This is a genomic window from Roseovarius sp. CAU 1744 (assembly GCF_039839345.1).
GTDB lineage: Bacteria > Pseudomonadota > Alphaproteobacteria > Rhodobacterales > Rhodobacteraceae > Roseovarius.
Window position 1 is genome coordinate 41,336 of record NZ_JBDOQV010000006.1, and the last position, 21,434, is coordinate 62,769.

The window sequence follows — 21,434 nt, forward strand, 5'->3', positions numbered from 1 at the left end:
GTTGCATTTCGGGGGTCCGGGGGGCGCCCCCCGGGGCCTGCATGGCCCGAATGCAAACTGACCGGCGTGAGCGACAGCGAACTCCGCCTGGCACCCCCCTGCGATCCGCTTGGGTGCGCCACATCCGCCCTTACAAAACCCGCGGATGGCACATAGAAAGACGACATGATTTCGAATCCGGGGAAGAACATGAAAATCGCAACCGCCGCCTATCCGCTCGATGCCACGAAGTCATGGGATGACTATGCGGACAAGATCACCACTTGGGTTGCGGAGGCTGCGCAACATGGCGCCGATCTTCTGGTTTTCCCGGAATATGCGGCGATGGAACTGGCGATGCTGTCGGGTCCGGAGGTGGCCGGTGATCTGCAGGGCTCGCTGCACGCGGTCTCCGGGCGCATCGCCGATGCGGATGACCTGCACGCCGAGCTGGCCACCAAGCACGGCGTGCACATCCTGGCCGGAAGCGCGCCTGTCTTCGATGACAAGGTCGCCGTCCGTCCGGTCAACCGCGCGCGCCTGTTTTCGCCCACCGGCGGGCGCGGTATCCAGGACAAACAGATCATGACCCGGTTCGAGCGCGACCCGATGGAGATGGTTCCCGGCGGCCCGCTGCGCCTGTTCGAAACCTGCCTCGGCAAGATCGCCATCCTGACCTGCTATGACAGCGAATTCCCCCTGCTGGGCCGGGCCCTGGCCGATGCCGATCTGATCCTGGTGCCGTCCTGCACCGAGACGCTGTCGGGTTACTGGCGGGTCCGGATCGGCGCGATGGCCCGCGCGCTGGAGGCGCAATGCGTAACGGCGATGGCCTCGCTTGTTGGCGATGCCCGATGGAACCTGGTGGCTGACATCAACACCGGCATGGGCGGTATTTTCGGCCCGCCCGATGCCGGTTTTCCCGATACCGGTGTGCTGGCCGAAGGCACGCTCAACACGCCCGGCTGGACCTACGCGGAGGTCGACCTTGGCGCCATTGCCCATGTCCGCACCGATGGCCGGGTCCTTGGCCGCGCCCATTGGGCCGAACAATCGGGCCGCGACACTCCTGTCACATCTGAGCGCCTTGGATGATTATCCCCTTGAAAATCGCCTCAAACAGGACCATTTAAAGGCGCGTTCCGCCGCTTGGCGGAGAATCCACAAGTAGGAGAGACCATGGCCAAGGAAGATACGCTCGAATTTCCCGGTGTCGTCAAGGAACTCCTGCCTAACGCGACATTTCGGGTCGAGCTTGAAAACGGCCATGAAATCATCGCGCACACGGCAGGCAAAATGCGCAAGAACCGCATCCGGGTTCTTGCGGGTGACAAGGTGCAGGTAGAGATGACGCCCTATGATCTGACCAAGGGCCGGATCAACTATCGCTTCAAGTAAAGGTGAGGTCTGCATCCCGGAGGATGGCAACCCGATTTCGGACAAGATGCAGAAACACCGGCATAAAACGCGCCTGATCCTGGGGTCAGGCAGTCCGCGGCGTCGCGAGTTGCTGGCGCAGTTGGGTATCGTGGCCGATGACATCCGCCCGCCCGACATCGACGAGACGCCGCAGCGGGCCGAATTGCCCCGTCCCTATTGCATCCGAATGGCTCGTGAAAAGGCGCTGGCCGTCAAGTCGGGCGCCGATGACATCGTTCTTTCGGCCGATACCACCGTGGCCCTGGGCAGGCGGATCCTGGGCAAACCGGAAACCGCGGCCGAGGCGGCCGAATTCCTGCTGTCCCTCTCCGGGCGGCGCCACAAGGTTATCACCGCCATTGCGGTACGCCGTGGTGACAGGCTTTGGGAGCGGGACGTTGTCACCACCGTCAGGATGAAACGCCTCTCGGACGAAGAGTTGAACGCCTACCTTGCCAGCAATGACTGGCAGGGAAAGGCGGGCGGCTATGGCATTCAGGGGCCCGCGGGCGCCCTGATCCCCTGGATTCAGGGATCCTTTACCGCGGTCGTCGGCCTGCCCCTGGCGGAAACCGCCGCGCTTCTGAGCGCCGCCGGCTACCCCGTGCACGAGGACGCAGTATGAAAGGCCGCACCATCGCCCTGGATCACGTGAACAAGACCGAGGCCGCCGCGCTTCTGGTCGATGGTCGGCTTGAGGATCTGTTCCTTGACCACGACACCCCGTCGCCCGGCACGATCTACCGCGCGGTCGCCGGCCGTCCGGTCAAGGGACAGGGCGGGATGTTCGTGAACACCCCCGACGGCCCCGGGTTTCTGCGCCAGGTCAAGGGGCTTTCGCCAGGTGACAGCCTGCTGGTCCAGGTAACCGGCCACGCCGAACCCGGCAAGGCGATGCCGGTGACCGCGAAAATCCTGTTCAAGAGCCGCCACGCGATCATCACGCCCTCCGCGCCGGGCATCAATATCTCGCGCGCGATCCGGGATGAGGAAATCCGCGTCAGCCTGCTGGAGATCGCTCATGAGGAAATGGCAGGGCGCGAAATGGGGCTGATCCTGCGTTCCTCCTGCGCCGAAGCCGCGGCCGATGACATCGCCCACGACATCGCCCAGATGCGTGACCTAGCCACCGCAGTGACCGGCGATGCCTCGGGCGAAGGCACGGAAAAACTGCTCGATGGTGACAGCCCCCATACGCTGGCCTGGCGGGAATGGACGGACAAGGCCGACATCGTCACCGATGACGGGTGCTTTGCCGATCTCGGCATTCTCGACCAGATCGACTTGCTGCGCGACGCCAGGGTGCCCCTGCCCGGTGGCGCGTGCATTTACATCGAGCCCACCCGCGCGCTGACCGCCGTGGACATCAACACCGGTGCCGACACCTCCCCCGCCGCCGGGCTCAAGGCCAACCTGGCCGCCGCCAGGGAACTGCCCCGGCAGCTCCGTCTGCGTGGAATCGGCGGCCAGATCACCCTTGATCTTGCACCGATGAACAAGAAGGATCGCCGCCAATTCGAAACCGCCCTGCGCGCCGCCTTCCGCTCCGATACGGTGGAGACCGCCCTTGTCGGCTGGACGCCGCTTGGCCATTATGAACTGCAACGCAAACGCGACCGTATCAGCCTGAATGAGTTCGCCATATGAGCTGCCCTATCTGCGAAAAAGACACGATTGCCGCCTATCGTCCCTTCTGTTCCAAACGCTGCGCGGACATCGATCTGGGCAAATGGCTCAAGGGTGAATACGCCGTTCCGTCACAAGATCCCGAGGACGCGGAAGAGGCCCTGGAACAGGTGATGCAGCAATCACCGAAACCCCATTGAAAAAGTTTCCAATCCCTCTGGACACCCCGCCCCGCCTCGCCTAGAACGCCTGCACCCGAACGCCCACGCGTTCCCCGTGCCCGGGTAGCTCAGGGGTAGAGCAGTGGATTGAAAATCCTCGTGTCGGTGGTTCGATTCCGCCCCCGGGCACCACAGCATCAGCTACCACATTGGTTTTGATCCAGCTTTTGGCAGTTGCCAGGAGCCGTAGACCGTGTCGGAGACCATTTCCCGCCCCCTCACCTTCGGAAAAGACGGTGTTTTCTACTTCAGCAGACGCATCCCGTAGGAGCTGAAAAACCACTACACAGCACCGCGTATTGCCTGCTCTGGACCTGTCGCGGAATTGTTGCGCTCCTTTGACTTGGTATTTTGCTACAAAGGAGAGTCATCATGGCATCGAATCCAACCCCGGAATTCAGCGCCGAAGCAGTGGGCGTAGCCTTGACGAGCGGGTTGCTGCTTGTCAGTTGGGTGCTGCATGTCCCAGTCTTCTTTGAAGAACGAGCCGCCATCGGCACAGCCGTTTCTCTTTTGCTTTAGGCGGTTTTTCAGAAAGTCGGACGTAGGATGACCATCCTCAGCAATTCTTCAACAAGCTACAGGCATTTATCTCAAAGCTGTCGGTTCGCGGTTGCCGGAATTTGGTGAACGCTTAGAGGGCGGGGTTCAGCCAGTCCCTAGGCCAGCAACTATGCCGCCGCGTGAGACAGGTCTTTCAGAAGTTCATCGACCTGCTCTTTCGCCGTTGCAATCGATCGGCTGTGCCGCGCATCCCCGAACTCCTGGTATTCTATTGAGACGGAATGGATCTGCTCTGCACCAAGGTACTTTGAGACCGTCGTCAAGTGCGGGACGAGGTGCCCCATCTCCTCGCGCGTTCCGCCCTGGGCGAAGCCGAACTCGCCCGAACTGGTAAGAAGCACAAGCGTCTTGCCCGACAAAACCGGTTCGAGCGGGTAGTCCCCCCGCGCGAGATCGAAGGTAAAAGTTTCGTTCACGCGAACCACCTGGTCAACCCAAGCTTTCAGCGCCCCAGGCATGCCGTAATTGTACATTGGCGTGGCGATGACGATCACGTCCGCCTGGCTGACCTCCGAGATCAGCTGGTCGGACAGTGCGAGCATCTCGTGCTGCGCGCCGTTCCGCTCGGCCCGGGGCGTGAAGGCCGCGGCGATCCAATCCTCGGAGATGATGGGAGGTGGGTTGGTTCCGACGTCGCGATGTCTAACGTCGCCCACCCCGTCGCGCCCCGTCCAGCCGTTCACGAACCTGTCTCCAAGCATGCGCGAAAGCGAGCCGTGCTTCCTGGCGCTCGCATTGATATAGAGAATGTTGGTCATTCCTCTGACTCCTTCGATTTGTTGGCCCGGGCGTCGTGCTGAAGCGTTTTGCGTTTCGCCGTCCGGGCGCGTTTCATGTCCATCCGAGATGCGGTTTCGAAGGTGGTGGTACAAATGCAAAATTTCTAATTACAATGAAGTTTTTTTCATCTATTAGGTTCCATGTTCCAGAATCTTCCCTCCCTGGCTGCGCTGCGGGCGCTGGAAGCCGCGGTTCGGCTTGGCAGCTTCAAGGATGCTGCCGGCGAACTGTCCGTTTCTCCGACGGCAGTTTCCCACCATATCAAAACTCTCGAGCATAAGCTGGGTGTCACTCTCTTCGTTCGCGGCACCCGTAGGGTGACGGCGACGACGGCCGGAACACACCTTGCCGAAGCGGTGAACCGGGGCCTTTCCGGGATTGTCGCTGCGGTAGATGATCAACTCGAAGGTGAGAAAATATTGACCGTCTCCACCACGCCAGCGTTCGGCGCGCTATGGCTTGTTCCCCGCCTTCGACGGTTCCAGAACCGGTTCCCCCGCTATCGGGTACAATTAGAGACCGACACTGCCCTGGTCGACCTGACGCGGGACCGCCGTGTCGATATCGCGATACGGTATGGCACAGTACAGGCGGCGGGCCTGACTGATACGCTTCTTTGCGAGGAAGCCTTCGGGGCCTTTGCCGCACCGGGCTACCTTCAGACGGAAAGCGACGCTGCGGCATTTGATTTCATCGAAACCAGATGGCGGCAAACCGGGCTGCACCGGATCGGCTGGTCGGAATGGTTCGCGGCTGCGGGATGTCCGAATATGGCAATGACCGCGCAGGTACGTAGTTTTGAACAGGAACACCACATGGTGCAATGCGGTATCGCCGGACAGGGCATGATCCTGGCCAGCACGATGTTGGTGTCGGATTTCGTTAGGCAGGGGCTGCTGTCTCCCTATCGCCCGGAAATCCGGTTGCCCGGCATGGCCTATACGCTGCTGACCACGCCTGAGGCGGCGGCGTCCCGCAAGTGCCGCGACTTTCGCAAATGGATCACCTCCGAGATATCCAGCGCGTAAGTGACCTATATGGCTCGTACTGCCGTTCACTTTGATATTGCAGCATGGCTAGACAGAAATGTGGGCCCCGGTTTTTTGGGCCCACATCAGGATCACACTCTCAGGCAATCAGAGGTCTTCAATCTGTGTCGAACGGATGCCCGGCCAGCTTTCGAAGGCGCCGGTGATCACCGCTTCCTTGTCTTCGAGGTATTTCTCAAAAATGGCCGCGTTGACGAAGAGGTAGAGCTTGCCATCGACGATGTCCGCGTAGCGAACGTCTCCGTCAAGCTTCTTGCCCACGTAGACACCAAAGGCGCAGAAGCCGCCGAACTGGGGCAGATAGGACTCGGGGGCGGCGTCGAAGCGGCTCTTGGTTTCGGCTGAGGCAAAATAATAGTCGACACCATCATAGGCTGACGTATGAACCGCATCGCCGATTGCGGGAGCCTCGCCACTGAACATCGACACAGGGTCAATGCCGTGCATTCCCAGTGAGTTTCCCGTCAGGGTGAGGCCATTGACGACATTGTATTCGTCCGCGGCAAAGGCATTTGCGGTATGGTGAAGTATCGCGGCAGAGGACAGAACAAGAATGGTGATCCAGGTACGTACGGTTTTGAGGGTTGTCGGGGTCATTTGTAGCTCCATAATTGAAAGGTTTAGGATCGGGTTTTAGGCGCCCGCTGCGATCCGCTTGACAGCATCGTCTGTCCACCAGACGCCATTCGCGACCATCCGGAAATTTATGATGGCAGCGAGATAGCCATCGCCCTCGGGCACTTTCGCGCCGGCGGTGGCGTCCCGCACCACGGCGACCTCATAGCCGAGTTCAAGCAGGTCATAGAGATGCGCCTGCGTGCAGAGGTTTGCGGACATGCCGGCCAGGATCACCTTGTCGACCCCGCGCTTCCTGAGCTGCAGGTTCAGGTCGTTCTGCGCCGGGCTGTAGACCTTGTGGGGCGAGCAGACGATGGTTTCTCCATCCTCGATGTATTTCTTGTATTGTGGCATCCAGTCGGCGCCGGAGCCGTCAAAGTTATCGAGATTCAGCGGGCCGGGACGGTCGAACATGCCGATGCCATGCATCGTCGCTTCGAGCGTGCCCTCGAAGTTCCACTTGTGGTCGTGCGGATAGTAGTAATGCGGCGAGATGAAAACCGGCATGCCCGCCGTCTTCGCCGCGATGAAAAGCCGCTCGATATTGTCGACCGTACCCTGTTCGGTGACGCTTTCTCCGACCACGCCCCAAGTCACGCCGTCCTCCGACAAAAAGTCGATTTGCGGGTCGGTTACGACAAGGGCGGTACGTTCGGGATCAATTGTCATGTCGATCTGCGGCAAACCCGGCTTTTCCGGATCAGCATAGAGCGCGCGAGCCTCGTCGGTGGCGGCTGAAGCGCTTTGACCGGTGATGGCCACAGCGCCAGCCGCCGCCGCACCGGCTGCGCCAGCCAGTACACGACGGCGGGCTTGATCAACATATTCGTGGTCAATGCCGCAGTGGCAGTCTTGATCGTGTTTGTGTTTCATGTCTGGTCTCCTTTGTTTTGGTTGAGACGGCGCAATTCGTTCTGCGCTGCCAGGTCGGCGGACTGTTCTCCTTGCATGTCGGCACATCTGTCCGGTTCACGGCGGTCTGGACGCCGTGGGGGCAAGGGGAAACTCCGCTTTCCTCGGGAACCGGCGCCGCGTCTGCCGCGCCAGAATTCTGCTTTCGATCCGGTGCCTTACAGCCCCAGTTCGGACAGGCCCTGGTGATCCTCAGGTCTTGGCCCGTCGGGGCGGTTACCTTCGAAGGCCCGAATTTCCTTGGTCAACCGACAGTCAAGTTCGCGGGTCCGTTTCGCGGTTAGAAATTTTACGATTGCCACGCGCCCACTGATGAAGTCGGCGCGGTTTCGCCAGATGCTGTTTGGCCTATAGGCTGGTGCGGCCTTTTCAGGCGATTTCGAATTCCAGCCGTCTTCGGCCATGCGGACATCCTTTATGGCAGTATCCTGGATGAAAGGAAGAAGGGACGGTCGGGACATGTCTGCTCTTTCTCTTTGGCGGGGAAAGGCGCCCCGGCCGACGAGGCAGGGAGGAAGACAGGGCCGGGGCGCAGTTTTGACCGGAAGCTCGTCGCTTCCGGTCGCTGCCGGTAAATGCACGAGAGCCCCGGTAGTCGGGGGAACGGCTGCAGCAGGGGTGGGAGGAAACCCTGCATCGGGAGCCATGGGGCTTTGGGGATGTGTCATGCGGCAGTCCTTGAAAGGCGTTAAAATAGTTAACCGATCGGTCAATCTCTTAAGGGTGTACAAATCTGTTAACCCTGTCAACCGTGAATTTAATCGACCGAAAACGCTACATAAGATGGTAAATTTTACGTGTGTTTTAGGGTACATGACCGATTTTACTTGAGGCGGTCGCCACCGAAGGCTAAAACTGATCGGTCAACTATTGAGGCGAATCATGCAAAAAACAAAACGGGACGAACTCGTTCGCAAGGCGCTCGACACTTTTTATCGCAACGGCTTTCACGCCACGGGAATGGATATGATCGCCAAGGAAACCGGCGTATCAAAAACATCCATCTACAAGCATTTCCGCACCAAGGAAGACCTCATCCTTGCTGTTCTCAGGTTGCGCGACGAGAACTTCCGGAACTGGTTGTTCCGGCGTATAGACGAGCTGTCCGACACGCCGCGTGAAAAACTTCTGGCAATCTTCGATGCGCTCGAAGAATGGTTTGCCATGCGTGAATTTCGCGGCTGTATGTTCATCAAGGCAAGCGCCGAATACCAGGAACATGATGATCCCATTCACGCCCAATCGACGGAACATAAACGCCTTCTGGCAGACTACTTCAGCAAGTTATGCAAGGTAGCTGGCGCGACAGAGCCAGAGCAACTTGCCCAGCAGATCCTGGTTTTGAAAGAAGGGGCGATCGTGATGGCCGTGCTGGGTCGTGGCCTTGAGGCCGCAAGAGATGCGAAGAACACCGCGCGCGTCCTGATCGACGCACATATGCCAGCGACGGACTAGCCGACACCCCAAACGGGTCGGCCAACGCCGCCACAATGCGCGGGACCACTGCGACGCGCGCGGTCATCGCCAAAGTTGTCGCGATCCCTTGTTATGCTGGCGGCGCGCGCCCCCCAGATATCCGTGATGGTCTTTGCACAATCCAGCGCCAGGCCCCGCACGCGTAACTGACAGGCAGATAGTTTCCAGTTATTTGTCAACCGATCGGTAAACCCGCCTAAGTTTAAATTCCTACGGGATCAGGGCGGAATTTTTCAGAATTGCGTTATTGTTAAACCGAGTTGCGCGACAGGATATTTCGCATCTTTGCAGAACCTAAGTTGAAAAAACGCTGTACAACGCACAAAAGTCTGGTTTCGGAAAGGACCGGGTAAATCCGCCGCTCGTCAGGGTTTTGCCGGTATTCCGTTCATCGCAATCACGCGGTGTTCAGCCCCGACGCGACGTTGATCGTCTCGCCCACACCCGTAAATCGGCCAGCGCCTTGACGGTGGCCGCCAGGGCCAGAACGCAAAGTGCCGCCTTCGACATCGTTTCCATCGTTCCCTCGATCAGCATGGCATGGACCGCGCTTCCCACGACGACGACCGCCGTGAAAGCCGTGTGAACGCGGCGCCAGGTACGCAGATGCAGGTTCAACCGTCGGCGGAAGGCGGCGAGAAGCGCCGCGGCAAAGGCGGCCCACATGGCGATCACGCCCCAGGCGGAAAACGGCGTCGGCGAAACGAATAGCAGCGCATCGATCACATCCGGCGGGCTGGTGAGCCAGAGCGCCGCCACGTGGATCACCACCGCTGCGATCAGCCCGCCACCGACCCAGCGGTGCATCCGCCGCCCGCGTGACCGTGGCAGGCCGGGCAGATACCCGGCCACCAGCAACGGCTGAACGAGCAGCAGCGCCATTGCGATTACCCCGGCAAAACCGGCAGCTATGTAGACGGGTTGGCGCCAGGCCAGAAGAGGGCTGGTCGCGGCGGCGGCGACTGGAACGGTCACAGCGGCGGCCAAAGCGCACCATATCAGGGCCTTTCGGACCCATTTCATCTCGTACAAGTTCACGTCGGTCAGGCCGGCTGAAGGATGAAATGGGCCTCCAGGCTGATATCTTTCGCGCTGGCCATCACCGGACGCAGAAACACGGTTTCAAAGTCGCCGCTGTCATAGGCCAGATGGCCATGCGGCTGACCAAAGGCGGGTACGATCTGGGGCATCTCGAGCCGGAATACGCCATCCGCATCGGTAAGCGTTGCACCATGGCTCTGCGGATCACGCTCGTGCCCCTCGGTCGTATGCGCCCATATCTGAATGCGCTGGCCCGCCAGCGGCGCCCCATCGCCCGCGCGCCGCACGGTGCCCGTCATCCAGAAACCACCGCCGCCGATCTTTTCCACGATCGGCGCACCGGGGCGGTAATTGTTGGACCCGCCCCGCATCGAACGCGTAGCGGTAAGACCCTTTGCACGGGCGGGAACAAGGAGGCCGGAAACTCCGGTCGCCACCACGGCGCCCCCCGCGGCGACAAAGTTTCGACGGCTGAACGGCACTTTGGTCATTGGGATTTCTCCTGTCGGACGTGCAATTCCTGGGGTGATCTACACCGATCTGACGCGCCCACGCGAATGTCTTGCGCGATTGCGAATGATACCAAAATAGAGGAACCGGCGCATCCGATAAACCTGACCCACAGATTCGTGATGACCCGATCGGCCCCTTCCCGCCGGTGGCGGACAGCCTGCGCTGCGGCCCGCCGGTTTCATGCACCACATGCGCCATCTCGCGAAGGTTGCGGGCGCCCTCCTCCGGGTCGTCGAATGCTCCTGCGGCCATCCGGCCCGGTCGCCTGCCCGCGATCAGTTGCCTAAAGTTGACATAAAACCGTTCCTTGAATCTTGGCCGGGCCGGTCGCTGAAAACACTAACGTAATGTTTTCGTGGCATTGGGGAATGTGCGACACCTGAAGGGAAAACCGAACGATGACGTCACCCGCGTATACGGGTTCCGCGGCCGCCGTGCCGGACACCCCGCCCGATGGCGGGGTCACGGACCTGCGCAGAACCCAGTCCGCGCAGGACGCCATCGCCGAAGTCATCGATTCCATGGAACAGGGGGTTCTGGTCTGGTCCGAGGACGCGGTCTGTGAAATGTACAACCAGCGCATCTTTGACGTGCTGGAGCTTGGGCCGCGGGATCTGCATCCCGGCATCCGCCGCTCGGAATTTCTGCGCATGGCGGTCGCGCGGGGTGAATTCGACGCCGAAACCGCCGCCAAGGCCGAAAAGCGGTTCGAACAGCTTGCCCCGTTCTCCTTTGACCGGGTGATGCCGTCAGGCGCAGTCATCGCAACCACCGCGCGGCCCAGGAAATCAGGCGGGTTCGTGGTGACCTTCACCGACGTGACCGAGGCGCGGCGCAAGGAGCTGGAGCTGGAGGCGCAGCGCGAGAAATCGCGCGCCGCGGAAATCCGGGCGAACGAGGCGCTGGCGCATGAGCGTGACCGCAAGAAAGAGGCGCGCGGGCTGGCGCAGCTGGATGAATGGCTGCAAAGCTGCAAGTCACTGAATGAACTTCTCTTGGTGGTCGGAAGGTTCCTCAGCCGGCTCTTCGAAGGTTCTGCCGGCGAGCTTTACATCTATAGCAATTCCCGCGACGTGCTGGATGGTGCCTGTTCGTGGGGCATTGACAGCCCCAAGGCGCATATTCAGCCGGATGAATGTTGGGGGCTGCGCCGCGGGCGGCTGTATCAATACGAAACCGGCCAGGTCAATTTTTCCTGCAACCATGTGTCTGACGCGATCACCGATGACCATGACGGGCGCTATCTGTGTATTCCGATCATCGCGCATGGCGACACCGTGGGCCTGCTGCACATCCGATTTGCACGGACTGGCACGGATGAGCAGGATGCCGTGATCGCCCCCGGCCTGGTAGAGTTCGCGATACGCTGTTCGGAACGTATCAGCCTGGCCATCGCCAATGTCAAACTGCGCGACGAGTTGCGCGATCAATCCACGAAGGATCCGTTGACGGGTCTCTATAACCGCCGCCATTTCCTGGACCGGTGCCGGCGCGAAATCAGCCATGCCGAAAGATGCGGCCAGCCGCTCGGGCTGATCTCGCTCGATGCGGACAGTTTCAAGAAGTTCAACGACACCCACGGCCATGATGCGGGCGATCAGGTTCTGCGCGGCATTTCCGATGTGATGATGGACATGTTCGGCGGGGCGGAAACGGTGGCACGGTTCGGCGGCGAGGAGTTTTCGATCCTGCTGCCCGGCGCCACGCCTGAGACGGCGCTTGAGCGCGCCGAAGCGTTACGCGAGCGGATCGAAAACAACGTGCTGCGATATGATGACCGCGCCCTGCCCAAGGTCACGATTTCGGCCGGTGTTTCGGCATATCCTGCCAACGGCACCTCTCCGCAGGAGCTGCTGCGCCAAGCTGACCGCGCGCTTTACCAGGCCAAGGATAGCGGCCGAAACCGGGTTGTCCTGGCCGCGGCGCCACGTCCAGCCGCGCCGGTGGCAGAAGACGGATGAGGCACCCCGGGGCCGAACCCAACTTGCGGCAATATCCGCCTGACTGCCGGCGAATCCGCGGGTTTGCCCAAAAGGTAAGGTTCTCCTGACTTGCGGCAACTGCACCTCTGCCGCATCCTGACTCCATTAACCATTTGTTTGTTTATTTGTACCCGCGCCCCGGGGCAGCAAGCCTCGGGGCGCACCTTAAGGTTATGTTTTTTCAGTTGTCTTTCTCCGCTGGAAGGGGAGTAGCATGTTTGCCCTGTTTTTTGGATTTGCATTTTCACTGACAACCGCCCTCATTGTCATTCTGGGCGACTACCTTATCAAACTGGCAGCAGATGACGGGCAACCGGTACATTCGACACTGGTCATGACCGGCTGCGCGCTTTACGCCGTGTCGGCGGTGCTGTGGTATTTCGCGCTGCTGCACGTGACACTGGCGCAGGCGGGGGTGGCCTATTCCATGCTGACGCTGCTGGCACTCTGCGCGCTTGGCGCGATGTATTTCGACGAACAGCTCTATTTCAGGGAATATGCCGGGATTGCCTGTGCCCTGCTGGCGATGGTCCTGATGGTGCGGCTCGCCTGAGCCGGCCTAGACCGTCATCGCCTGCGCCTGCAGGTTGCGGTAGAAAGGCAGATGGTGGTCCAGGAATTCCTGCAGCTGAGGCGCCTCGCGCGCGCACGCCTCGAACTCGCGCTGCTTGCGCGCTGCCTCCCCCTCGTCAACCGGGCGAATGCCGGCCGAAGAGCTGACCGCGCCATGCCAATCGCCGACCTGTTCCCAGTCTTTCGGAATGTCCGATTGCCATTCAAACGCATCCTGGCGGAATGGCAGGCCGATACGCGCCCACAGCGCCTGCATGATCCCGACCGTATCTGCCTGCACGGATTCGGCTTCGATCACCAAGGGCTGCAAACCGTGATGCCGCAACCCCTCATAGAGCCGCCATTGCGCCTCGATCCCGATCTCCTCAAGCGTCATCGTCGGGTCCAGCCGATAATAGGACAGGATCGACGCGACGGGGTTCCGGATCAGGAACAGATGTGTCAGCCGGTCGACAAACGCCGGATCAGAGAGAATCTGCGGGGTGACGTAATAGGCCATGTCCTTGAAAAAGACCGGCCCCTGCCGCGCCCTTTCCAACAGCATGTCGCGGATCGCCTCGTAGGTAACGGGGTGATCGTCCTGAACATCGAAATGCGGCATCCTGGCCACCTGGCGGTGCACATAATAGTCGTACATGAACGGCTCATGCGCGCACCACAGATCGCCGCGTTCGCGCATGACCCGCTCGGTGGCGGTGGACATGGATCGCGGATGTGACCAGAGAACAATAACCTTGTGCATTTCCAAGGGCTAGCACAGGGTTCCTGATGCGCGCCAGCAAATTGACATCAGCGCAATACATGAACGGCGCATTTCGCATGACGCACCACCTTTGCCGCGGTCGACCCCAGCATCAGGTCCTGCATACCCGGGCGGTGGCTGGCGATCACGATGCAATCGACATCATGCGCGGTGACCCAGTCCAGCAGGGTTCGACCGGCATGGCCCGAGATGACGGCGCAGGTAGCATCCGGCAGGTCGCGGGCCATTTGCGCCAGCGTATCCAGCATCGACCTGCGCTGTTTCTCCATGAACTCCGGCGGCAGGAATGACGCCGCATAGCCCGGGATCTGCTCGATCACATGTACAAGATTGATTTTGCCGGCATCATCGGCCAGCGCCCTGGCGATTTCGACCGCGCCCTGGGCATCTCTTTCGGCATCGAACGAGATTGGAACAAGGATGTTGCTGTACATCGGGACCCTCCCTTTGGTGGATTTCCCAATTGTCGCATGATTGTCGGCGGACCGCCTTGATACAAATCAGTCGAAGGTTGCAGCCACCTCGTACATCACCGGTTCGAAACTCTTGCACAACCCGTTGATCTCGCGATTGCGGCGGCGCATCTCATCACTGCGCAGCATGGCCAGGAAATCCTCGCGCTGCCGCCATTGTGAATAATTGGCAATCCGGGTCTGGGCGTCGTTCACATGCAGTCCCGCGGCGATGAACCCCGCCTGTTTCGAGATGAACTCCTCGTAGGCGGCGGTCAGCAGGTCCAACAAGTCCTGACAGGTTCCCGGCGTCATCTCGAATGTGGTGATAACGGTCTGATGGCTTTCGGATTTGGCTATGACAGGCATGGAATTCCTCCTCGATAAACCCAGCCTAACAGGTTGCGCGCGCCGGGCAAATTCTTTGCCGCCTTAACATTCGCTTTACCCTTTTTAAGGATGGTTAACGCGGAGGTAACCATGCTGCGCCTGGCCGTTCTATTGCTGGTCTTTGCCACGCACGCCCAGGCGGGCCCCTGGCCGCGCGGCAAGGGCAAGGTGTTCTATTCCGCCCATGCGAACGGTGAATATATCGAGGAATTCGGCATCATCCGGCAATATGGCTCGATCTACGCGGAATACGGGCTGACCGACAAGATTACCCTCGGCGTCGATTATAACGGCAGCGAGATCGCCACCGACAAGGCCATCGCCTTTCTGCGGATTCCCCTGGGCAGGACCGACCGCACCTACAGGTTCGCCGCCGAGCTGGGCGCGGGCCTTGTGGATGGTGAAACGGTTCTGCGGCCCGGATTCTCTGTTGGCCGCGGCATCACCTGGCGCGACCGCAGCGGCTGGATCACGCTGGATACGCGGGCCATCCTCGGCGAGGCCTCGGCAGGGATGCGGATCGAATCGGACTTCACCTTCGGGATCAGCGCCACGCCGCGCACCAAGGTCATCCTGCAATTGCAGGGCGGCATTCAATCCGAGGGCGATGATTACCTGAAATTCGCGCCTTCGGTCGTCTTCGAACTCAAACAGCGCAAGGCGCGCAGCAAACGAAAGAAACGCAAAGGCAAACAATATGTGGAATTTGGCATTACTACGGGCATCGTGAACTACGAAAATTACGGCGCCAAGCTGGGCATCTGGCGTGAGTTCTGATCAGGCCGCGCCTTCCACGGCCTTTCGGATGCGTACAGCGTTGATTTTCCACCCGTCTACAAGCCGGGTCATCTGGTATTCAAGAATATGCAGCGCGCCATCCTGATCGCGGATCATGACGTTTTGCCACAACAGCCCGTCCACCGTTTCGATCGAGAGAAAGTTCATCTCGGCCGGGCGCCAGACCATCGGATAGCCCTTCCGGACCATGACCCCGAAATTCTCGGGCGTGCCGAAGACCTGGCGTATCGTCGGGCTGGCATAGCTGAAAGCGGTCGTGAAATCATCCACCTGGAACGCCGCGATCTGGGACGAGATCACCGACCGGATCGCCGCCTCGTCCGCGCGGGCGGGACCGCACAGAAAAAGCGCGGCACAAAGGGAAAGGAAAATCTGTCGCATGGGTACCTCCGCGCTTTAAGCTAGCCCGCGCGCGCCCCGGATCAAATCGGCGGGCCCGCAAGGCCAGATTGAACTGGATCAACACTGCCGCTCATGTTTATCTGCGCCCACAACTTCGCCGGAGACCGCCCATGCACCCCCTGACCACCTACGCCGCCGTGATGCTTGTCGCCGGGATCGGAATACCGGTGCTGGCCGCGCTGAATTCCGCGCTCGGCACGCGGTTGGGGTCGCCCGTTGCGGCCGCCGCGATCCTCTTTTGCGTGGCACTGTTCAGTACGCTTCTGGTCCTGATCCTGAATCAGCCACGGGCGGTCATGGGGGTGACGAGCGCCCCCAAGCACCTGCTGCTGGCAGGCTGTCTGGTGGCCTTCTACGTGCTGACCATCACCTGGGCGGCACCGAAATTCGGCGTCGGCAACGCGGTGTTCTTCGTCCTGCTGGGCCAGCTTATCAGCGCCGCGGCGATTGACCATTTCGGTCTCTTCGGCGCTCAGGTCTCACCGCTGTCGCTGACACGCGCAAGCGGCATCGCGCTGATGGCCGCCGGCGTCTTCGTCACCCAACAGGTCTGACACCCCGGGATCACCCCTGCCCTGCCAGCGCCCGCAACTGCGCCCAGACCGCATCCTCCAGCGGGACCGGATCGACCTCGCGCTTGCTCTGCCCCGGCATCCGCGCGCCGTCGTCCAGCGCCACGCCCGCTGCCACCTGGTTCAACCGGTCGCGGAAATCGCCCGAAACAGATGGATCCATCAGCAGGTAATACTGGCCCAGATCATGCGGCGGCCCCTCGGGTGACTTCAGCGGCTTGACATCGCGGCTGACCACCCCCCCGGTCATGCCCGCCGCCAGGATTTCGGCCATCAGGCCAAATCCCCAGCCCTTATAGCCGCCCATGCTGACCAGCGATCCGCCCAACGCCGCCTCGGGGTCAGTTGTCGGGTTGCCATCGGCGTCCACCGCCCAGCCTTCGGGGATCTTTTCCCCCGCCGCCTTGGCCATGGTGATCTTGCCCAAGGCCACGGTGGTGGTGGACTGGTCGAACTGCATCGCGATCCCGCCCTTGCCGTCCGGCACAGAAAAGGCGATCGGATTGGTGCCGATCACCCGTGTCTTGCCCCCCGGCGGCGCTACAATCGGCGACGCGTTGGTCATCCCCAGCGCAATCAGACCTTCCGCCGCGATTTGCTCGGTAAAGAACCCGAGCGAGGTGCAGGTATGCGCATGACCCACGGCAAGGCTCGCCACGCCGCACTCGCGCGCGGCCGCAAGCGCCTCTGGCAGGCCCCGGGCGAATGCGGGTTGCGCAAACCCGTATTTCGCGTCCACCATCACCGCGCCCGGCCGCGGTCGTGTGACCACAGGTTCGGCATCGCCCCTCACCCGCCCGGTCCTGAGCTGTGCGCAATAGCTTTCAAGGTAATACAGCCCGCAAATCTTGTTGCCCACCGCTTCGGCCTTGCGCACCGCGCGGGCCACCTCGGCGGCAATCCAGGGCGCCGCCCCGTGACGCTCCAGCGCGGCCCGGGTCAGCGTTTCGATCTGATCAAGTGCAATATTCGGCATGTGTCCTCCGGTCGTCCGATGGAACTGTGAAGAGAGGATCCGGCCGGGTCAATAACTCCGCATCGTATTCGTCCGATTGGGCCTTCTGCAAAACGGACGGAGTCGCCGTTCATGATCCGTCGTTCAAGCAGCGCGGTGACAGAACTCGCAGGGTTCGCTTTGAGCTTAACACAGCCCTCTGTCAGTGTTCACGAAACCAGCTGGCCGCCGTCCAACTTCACCACCCGGTCCATCCGCGCGGCAAGCTCCATGTTATGCGTGGCAATCAGCGCCGCCAACCCGGTGTCGCGCACCAGATCGACCAGCGCCGCGAATACCTGGTCCGAGGTGCCGGGATCCAGGTTGCCCGTCGGCTCATCGGCCAGTAGCAGCCGCGGCCCGTTTGCCAGCGCCCGGCAGAACGCCACCCGCTGTTGCTCGCCCCCCGACATGGCCGAGGGGCGGTGCCCCGCCCGCTCCGCCACGCCCACCCGCGCCAACAGGTCATAGGCCCGGGTTTCGGCCTCGGATTTCGCAACCCCGTTGGCCAGCTGCGGCAGCACGATGTTCTCCAGCGCCGAAAATTCCGGCAGCAGGTGGTGGAATTGATAGACAAAACCCACATCCCGTCTGCGCGCCACCGTACGCCGGCGGTCGCTCAGACCGTTCATCCGCGTGCCCCCGATCGCGACCTCGCCGCGATCAGCGGTGTCCAGCAGCCCGGCGATATGCAGCAAGGTCGATTTTCCCGCCCCCGAGGGCGCCACCAGCGCCACCATTTCACCGCTGGCAATCGCCAGATCAGCGCCGTTCAGTACCTGTACCGCGTTGCTCTGACCCCGGTTATAGGTCTTCTCGACACCCTTGAGGGCCAGCATCACCTCACTCATAGCGCAGCGCCTCCACCGGGTTCATCCGCGCCGCCCGCCGCGCCGGGAAAATCGTGACCACGAAGGACAGGCCTAGCGACAGTGCCACCGCCGACAGCACATCGCCCAGTTGCAACTGCGCCGGCAGATGGTAAATCCCCCGGATCGACGGATCCCACGCCTGCCCGCCCGACAGCCAGTTCACCAGCGAGAAGATCGGGTCGATATAGACGGCAAAGAGGCATCCCAGAATGACCCCGAACACCGTGCCGATGATGCCGGTGAAGGCGCCGCAGATGAAGAAAACCCGAAGGACCGAGCCCTCGGTCAGCCCCATCGTGCGCAGGATGCCGATATCGCGGCCCTTGTTCTTGACCAGCATGATAAGGCCGCTGGTGATGTTCATCGCCGCGATCAGCACCAAGATCGACAGGATAATGAACATCACGTTATCCTCGATATCCAGCGCGCGCAGGAACCCGCCGCTGGCGTCGCGCCAGGTCCAGACCTGGCTGCGTTCGCCCGCCGCGCGCAAGAGATCGGTTGTCATCCGGTCGATGTCTTCGGGATCTTCGACCATCACCTCCAGCTCATCGGCGCGCCCCTCGCGGTTGAAGAAGCTCTGCGCCTCGGCAAAGGGCATGTAGATGCGCGTGCGGTCGATGTCATAGCGCCCGGCGGAAAAAACATAAGCCACGTCATAGACGTTGACCCTGGGCAATGTTCCGCTCAGCGGTGTTCTGACGCCATTGGGGTTTATGATCTTGATTTTGTCACCAACGGTTAAATTCAGATCCTGTGCGATCCCGGATCCGACTGCCACCGCAGCCTGATCCGCCCCCTCTCCGACACCTTGCGTGATCTGAAAATCATCAATGTTACCAATTCCGGTGTCGGGATTGTTTATCCGGGGGATGGTCTTTAGGTTTTCCAACGTGATGCCATAGATTTGCACCCCAGTGTTTCGGTCCCGCGAGTTGGCCATGACCTGCCCTTTGATGAGCGGTGCCACGCGGGTGACACCGGGCACAGCCCGAACCCGTTCGGCCATCGCATCATAATCGTGCAGGGCGCGGTCAATATGGCCGGTCTGGCTGTCGACGACCCCGGCGTTGTAGATCGTCACATGGGCGTTCGCGCCCAGGATGGTATCTACGAACTCTGCCCGGAACCCCGCCCGCACCGCCAGGGTCGCAATGAGCGCGAAGACCGCCAGGGTGATCCCGATCAGGCTGATCCAGGTCATCACGCTGACGCCGCCCTCGGCGCGTTTGGCACGCAGATAGCGCCAGGCGATCATCCACTCGAACGGGGCGAAGGGGGCGGGGCTGGTGGCCACGGGCGAAACCTCGGTCTGTCAGTTCGCGCGGACACTGCGCGCGCCGGCGGGCAAGGTCAAGGTCGGCCAGCGGGAAATTCGCCGCGCTCGGGCCGGCGGGGGCCCTGCCGCCCGCGCATTAATCTGCGGCAAGCGCGTTCGGCATGTTCATCACGCGGGCGCCCTGCGCCGCAGGACGGCCCGGCGCAGGATCGCCCGCAGACTGCCGAAGACACACAGACCGGCCAGAAAACCCGCCAGGCCAAAGCCGACACCATCCATCGTGACCGGGACCGCAGGGCGGAAATCCTGCCAGGCCTTGTGCGCCACCTCCCGGTCGGTCATCCGCCATATCATCGCTGCCCGCCGGGCCGGAGCTTCGGGGCGCAAGACATTCAGATCATAGGATAGTTTACGATATCGGGTGAATACCTGACGCATTGATTCCGCCCGCGCCCCGGCCATCCCGCCGGCGCGTGCCATGTCCGCCAGCGCCTCCTGCCGGGTCAGCCCCAGCGCACCGGCATCGGCGTCAAACCGTTCCACCACGCGCGAAAGCTCGTCCACGGCACCTGCAAGACGTTGCGTATATTGTTGAGAATATTCGGGTAATTGCGAAAATGCCACGGCACCCGCAAGCCCGCCGACGACTGTCACGGCTCTCAAGATCATCTGTTACCTGCCTCTTTTTCGAAACAGTATAACCGATTTCAAGGATTTCGCGAAACGCTGCGTGCGCCCATCACCGTCACAGGCCCCGCACCTGATGGTCGGCATAGATTTTCGCAATCTTTTCAACCGCCTGTTCCGGTGGCAGTTCCTCGCTTTCGCCACTGCGGCGGCTGGTCAGTTCAACCACGCCATTCTTCAGACCGCGTGGCCCCACAGTGATGCGCCAAGGCAGCCCGATCAGGTCCATGGTGGCAAACTTGCCCCCGGCCCGCTCGTCCCGATCATCATAAAGCGGTTCCAGACCAATGGCTTGCAGCGCGTCATAAAGGCTTTCACACGCGGCGTCGGCCTCGGCGTCACCCTGTTTCAGGTTGACGATCCCGGCGTGATAGGGCGTCACCCCTTCGGGCCAGATGATGCCCTTGTCGTCATGGCTGGCCTCGATGATCGCGCCCACCAAGCGGCTGACGCCAATGCCGTGACTGCCCATATGCACCGGCACCGGCTTGCCATCGGGGCCCTGAACCGTGGCCCCCAACGGTTCGGAATATTTGGTCCCGAAATAGAAGATCTGCCCCACCTCGATGCCCCGGGCCGAGCGGCGGCGCGCCTCGGGGATCTGGTTGAATTTCTGTTCGTCATGCGTTTCGTCGGTGCGCGCGTATAGCGCGGTGAACTCTTCCATCACCGCGCGGCACTGGTCGACATCATCATAATCGATCTCGCGTTCGCCCAGCCGGATATCGGTCACGGCGCTGTCATAGAACACCTCGGATTCGCCGGTCTCGGCCAGCACCAGGAATTCATGCGTATCATCCCCGCCGATGGGCCCGCTATCGGCGCGCATCGGAATCGCCTGAAGGCCCATGCGCTCGTAGGTCCGCAGGTAGCTGACCAGGTGCCGGTTATAGGCGTGCAGCGCGTCTTCCTTCGTCAGATCAAAGTTGTAGCCGTCCTTCATGTAGAATTCGCGGCCCCGCATGACGCCGAAACGCGGGCGCACTTCGTCGCGGAATTTCCACTGGATCTGATACATGGTCAGCGGCAGATCCTTGTAGCTGCCCACATGCGCGCGGAAGATATCGGTGATCAGCTCCTCAGCGGTCGGCGTGAACAGCATATCGCGATCATGCCGGTCCTTGATCCGCAGCATCTCGGCGCCATAGGCATCGTAGCGCCCGCTTTCCCGCCACAGATCCGCCGACTGGATGGTCGGCATCAGCATCGCCATGTGACCGGCGCGCGCCTGTTCTTCATGCACGATATTTTCGATCTTCCGCAGCACCTTGAAGCCCAGCGGAAGCCACGAATAGATCCCGGCGGCGGCCTGTTTGATCATGCCCGCGCGCAGCATCAGCCGATGGCTGACGATCTGGGCCTCGGCGGGGTTTTCCTTGAGTACCGGCAAGAAATAACGGGACAGGCGCATCGGTGAACCTCGGGTAAGATACGTTTTGTCCCGTTTATGGCTTTGCGATAGGGCATACAAG

27 protein-coding genes and 1 tRNA gene are annotated in these 21,434 nt (G+C 61.2%); 13 read left to right on the plus strand and 15 right to left on the minus strand.

Going from position 1 to position 21,434, the window contains the following annotated elements; translation table 11 throughout:
• The first annotated feature begins 189 nt into the window (after positions 1–189).
• The 7 genes from AAFO92_RS13005 to AAFO92_RS13035 all read left to right on the plus strand — a co-directional run bounded on the left by AAFO92_RS13005 (position 190) and on the right by AAFO92_RS13035 (position 3,767).
• The gene (locus AAFO92_RS13005; protein ID WP_347535775.1) at positions 190–1,074 is read left to right on the plus strand and encodes a carbon-nitrogen hydrolase family protein; all 885 of its coding nucleotides are present in this window, start codon (positions 190–192) and stop codon (positions 1,072–1,074) included.
• 84 nt (positions 1,075–1,158) lie between these two features.
• On the plus strand, positions 1,159–1,377 hold the full coding sequence (gene infA / locus AAFO92_RS13010; RefSeq protein WP_005978431.1) for a translation initiation factor IF-1: 219 nt from the start codon (positions 1,159–1,161) through the stop codon (positions 1,375–1,377).
• Between the two features lie 46 nt (positions 1,378–1,423).
• A complete protein-coding gene (locus AAFO92_RS13015) occupies positions 1,424–2,023 on the plus strand; it encodes a nucleoside triphosphate pyrophosphatase (RefSeq protein WP_347535781.1) in 600 nt (199 codons plus the stop codon).
• Positions 2,020–3,045 (plus strand): ribonuclease E/G, encoded by a 1,026-nt coding sequence (locus AAFO92_RS13020; RefSeq protein ID WP_347535783.1) that lies wholly within the window; start codon positions 2,020–2,022, stop codon positions 3,043–3,045. The genes AAFO92_RS13015 and AAFO92_RS13020 overlap by 4 nt, the downstream gene beginning before the upstream one ends.
• Complete coding sequence (yacG, locus tag AAFO92_RS13025) at positions 3,042–3,224, plus strand: DNA gyrase inhibitor YacG (RefSeq protein WP_347535785.1); 183 nt, start codon at positions 3,042–3,044, stop codon at positions 3,222–3,224. The genes AAFO92_RS13020 and yacG overlap by 4 nt, the downstream gene beginning before the upstream one ends.
• 78 nt (positions 3,225–3,302) lie before the next feature.
• Positions 3,303–3,377: transfer RNA gene (locus AAFO92_RS13030), tRNA-Phe, on the plus strand.
• 240 nt (positions 3,378–3,617) lie between these two features.
• Positions 3,618–3,767, plus strand: coding sequence for a hypothetical protein (locus AAFO92_RS13035; RefSeq protein WP_347535786.1), 150 nt, complete (start codon positions 3,618–3,620; stop codon positions 3,765–3,767).
• 149 nt (positions 3,768–3,916) lie between these two features.
• Here the strand turns inward: AAFO92_RS13035 and AAFO92_RS13040 are convergent, their stop codons facing one another.
• Positions 3,917–4,567 carry an NAD(P)H-dependent oxidoreductase gene (locus AAFO92_RS13040; RefSeq protein WP_347535788.1) on the minus strand — a complete coding sequence of 217 codons (651 nt, stop codon included), beginning with the start codon at positions 4,565–4,567 and terminating at the stop codon, positions 3,917–3,919.
• A 162-nt stretch (positions 4,568–4,729) separates the two neighbouring features.
• Between AAFO92_RS13040 and AAFO92_RS13045 the strand changes: the two genes are divergently transcribed.
• Positions 4,730–5,617, plus strand: a complete 888-nt coding sequence (locus AAFO92_RS13045; protein ID WP_347535790.1) for a LysR substrate-binding domain-containing protein — start codon at positions 4,730–4,732, stop codon at positions 5,615–5,617.
• 108 nt (positions 5,618–5,725) lie between these two features.
• On the opposite strand, the gene AAFO92_RS13050 is transcribed toward AAFO92_RS13045, so the two are convergent.
• The 3 genes from AAFO92_RS13050 to AAFO92_RS13060 form a co-directional block, all read right to left on the minus strand.
• Positions 5,726–6,235, minus strand: coding sequence for a YHS domain-containing (seleno)protein (locus AAFO92_RS13050; protein ID WP_347535792.1), 510 nt, complete (start codon positions 6,233–6,235; stop codon positions 5,726–5,728).
• A 36-nt stretch (positions 6,236–6,271) separates the two neighbouring features.
• Complete coding sequence (locus tag AAFO92_RS13055) at positions 6,272–7,129, minus strand: cysteine hydrolase (protein WP_347535794.1); 858 nt, start codon at positions 7,127–7,129, stop codon at positions 6,272–6,274.
• 197 nt (positions 7,130–7,326) lie between these two features.
• Complete coding sequence (locus AAFO92_RS13060; RefSeq protein WP_347535796.1) at positions 7,327–7,629, minus strand: DUF1348 family protein; 303 nt, start codon at positions 7,627–7,629, stop codon at positions 7,327–7,329.
• A 421-nt stretch (positions 7,630–8,050) separates the two neighbouring features.
• Between AAFO92_RS13060 and AAFO92_RS13065 the strand changes: the two genes are divergently transcribed.
• Positions 8,051–8,623 (plus strand): TetR/AcrR family transcriptional regulator, encoded by a 573-nt coding sequence (locus AAFO92_RS13065; RefSeq protein ID WP_347535798.1) that lies wholly within the window; start codon positions 8,051–8,053, stop codon positions 8,621–8,623.
• A 429-nt stretch (positions 8,624–9,052) separates the two neighbouring features.
• On the opposite strand, the gene AAFO92_RS13070 is transcribed toward AAFO92_RS13065, so the two are convergent.
• Complete coding sequence (locus AAFO92_RS13070) at positions 9,053–9,667, minus strand: ferric reductase-like transmembrane domain-containing protein (RefSeq protein ID WP_347535800.1); 615 nt, start codon at positions 9,665–9,667, stop codon at positions 9,053–9,055.
• 20 nt (positions 9,668–9,687) lie between these two features.
• Positions 9,688–10,176 carry a twin-arginine translocation pathway signal gene (locus AAFO92_RS13075; RefSeq protein WP_347535801.1) on the minus strand — a complete coding sequence of 163 codons (489 nt, stop codon included), beginning with the start codon at positions 10,174–10,176 and terminating at the stop codon, positions 9,688–9,690.
• 420 nt (positions 10,177–10,596) lie between these two features.
• Between AAFO92_RS13075 and AAFO92_RS13080 the strand changes: the two genes are divergently transcribed.
• Both AAFO92_RS13080 and AAFO92_RS13085 read left to right on the plus strand, forming a co-directional pair.
• Positions 10,597–12,159, plus strand: coding sequence for a diguanylate cyclase (locus AAFO92_RS13080; protein WP_347535803.1), 1,563 nt, complete (start codon positions 10,597–10,599; stop codon positions 12,157–12,159).
• A gap of 235 nt (positions 12,160–12,394) precedes the next feature.
• Complete coding sequence (locus tag AAFO92_RS13085; protein ID WP_347535805.1) at positions 12,395–12,733, plus strand: hypothetical protein; 339 nt, start codon at positions 12,395–12,397, stop codon at positions 12,731–12,733.
• Positions 12,734–12,739: 6 nt separating this feature from the next.
• Here the strand turns inward: AAFO92_RS13085 and AAFO92_RS13090 are convergent, their stop codons facing one another.
• The 3 genes from AAFO92_RS13090 to AAFO92_RS13100 form a co-directional block, all read right to left on the minus strand.
• The gene (locus tag AAFO92_RS13090; RefSeq protein ID WP_347535807.1) at positions 12,740–13,495 is read right to left on the minus strand and encodes a hypothetical protein; all 756 of its coding nucleotides are present in this window, start codon (positions 13,493–13,495) and stop codon (positions 12,740–12,742) included.
• A gap of 47 nt (positions 13,496–13,542) precedes the next feature.
• Positions 13,543–13,950 (minus strand): universal stress protein, encoded by a 408-nt coding sequence (locus AAFO92_RS13095; RefSeq protein WP_347535809.1) that lies wholly within the window; start codon positions 13,948–13,950, stop codon positions 13,543–13,545.
• Between the two features lie 66 nt (positions 13,951–14,016).
• Positions 14,017–14,337 carry an antibiotic biosynthesis monooxygenase gene (locus AAFO92_RS13100; protein ID WP_347535811.1) on the minus strand — a complete coding sequence of 107 codons (321 nt, stop codon included), beginning with the start codon at positions 14,335–14,337 and terminating at the stop codon, positions 14,017–14,019.
• A gap of 111 nt (positions 14,338–14,448) precedes the next feature.
• Here AAFO92_RS13100 and AAFO92_RS13105 point away from each other — a divergent pair, with 111 nt between their 5' ends.
• Positions 14,449–15,135, plus strand: coding sequence for a hypothetical protein (locus tag AAFO92_RS13105; protein WP_347535813.1), 687 nt, complete (start codon positions 14,449–14,451; stop codon positions 15,133–15,135).
• On the opposite strand, the gene AAFO92_RS13110 is transcribed toward AAFO92_RS13105, so the two are convergent.
• Positions 15,136–15,537 carry a DUF4864 domain-containing protein gene (locus AAFO92_RS13110; RefSeq protein WP_347535815.1) on the minus strand — a complete coding sequence of 134 codons (402 nt, stop codon included), beginning with the start codon at positions 15,535–15,537 and terminating at the stop codon, positions 15,136–15,138. It abuts the gene before it with no gap.
• A gap of 131 nt (positions 15,538–15,668) precedes the next feature.
• Here AAFO92_RS13110 and AAFO92_RS13115 point away from each other — a divergent pair, with 131 nt between their 5' ends.
• Complete coding sequence (locus AAFO92_RS13115; RefSeq protein ID WP_347535817.1) at positions 15,669–16,112, plus strand: DMT family transporter; 444 nt, start codon at positions 15,669–15,671, stop codon at positions 16,110–16,112.
• A gap of 10 nt (positions 16,113–16,122) precedes the next feature.
• Here AAFO92_RS13115 and AAFO92_RS13120 read toward each other — a convergent pair whose 3' ends face one another.
• The 5 genes from AAFO92_RS13120 to proS all read right to left on the minus strand — a co-directional run bounded on the left by AAFO92_RS13120 (position 16,123) and on the right by proS (position 21,373).
• A complete protein-coding gene (locus AAFO92_RS13120) occupies positions 16,123–17,106 on the minus strand; it encodes an Ldh family oxidoreductase (protein WP_347535819.1) in 984 nt (327 codons plus the stop codon).
• A gap of 188 nt (positions 17,107–17,294) precedes the next feature.
• Positions 17,295–17,975: an ABC transporter ATP-binding protein gene (locus tag AAFO92_RS13125; RefSeq protein ID WP_347535821.1), complete on the minus strand. Its 681-nt coding sequence runs from the start codon at positions 17,973–17,975 to the stop codon at positions 17,295–17,297.
• Positions 17,968–19,293 (minus strand): lipoprotein-releasing ABC transporter permease subunit, encoded by a 1,326-nt coding sequence (locus AAFO92_RS13130; protein ID WP_347535823.1) that lies wholly within the window; start codon positions 19,291–19,293, stop codon positions 17,968–17,970. The genes AAFO92_RS13125 and AAFO92_RS13130 overlap by 8 nt, the downstream gene beginning before the upstream one ends.
• Positions 19,294–19,443: 150 nt before the next feature.
• On the minus strand, positions 19,444–19,944 hold the full coding sequence (locus AAFO92_RS13135; protein ID WP_347535825.1) for a DUF2937 family protein: 501 nt from the start codon (positions 19,942–19,944) through the stop codon (positions 19,444–19,446).
• A 76-nt stretch (positions 19,945–20,020) separates the two neighbouring features.
• A complete protein-coding gene (proS, locus tag AAFO92_RS13140) occupies positions 20,021–21,373 on the minus strand; it encodes a proline--tRNA ligase (protein ID WP_347535827.1) in 1,353 nt (450 codons plus the stop codon).
• Positions 21,374–21,434: the final 61 nt, after the last annotated feature.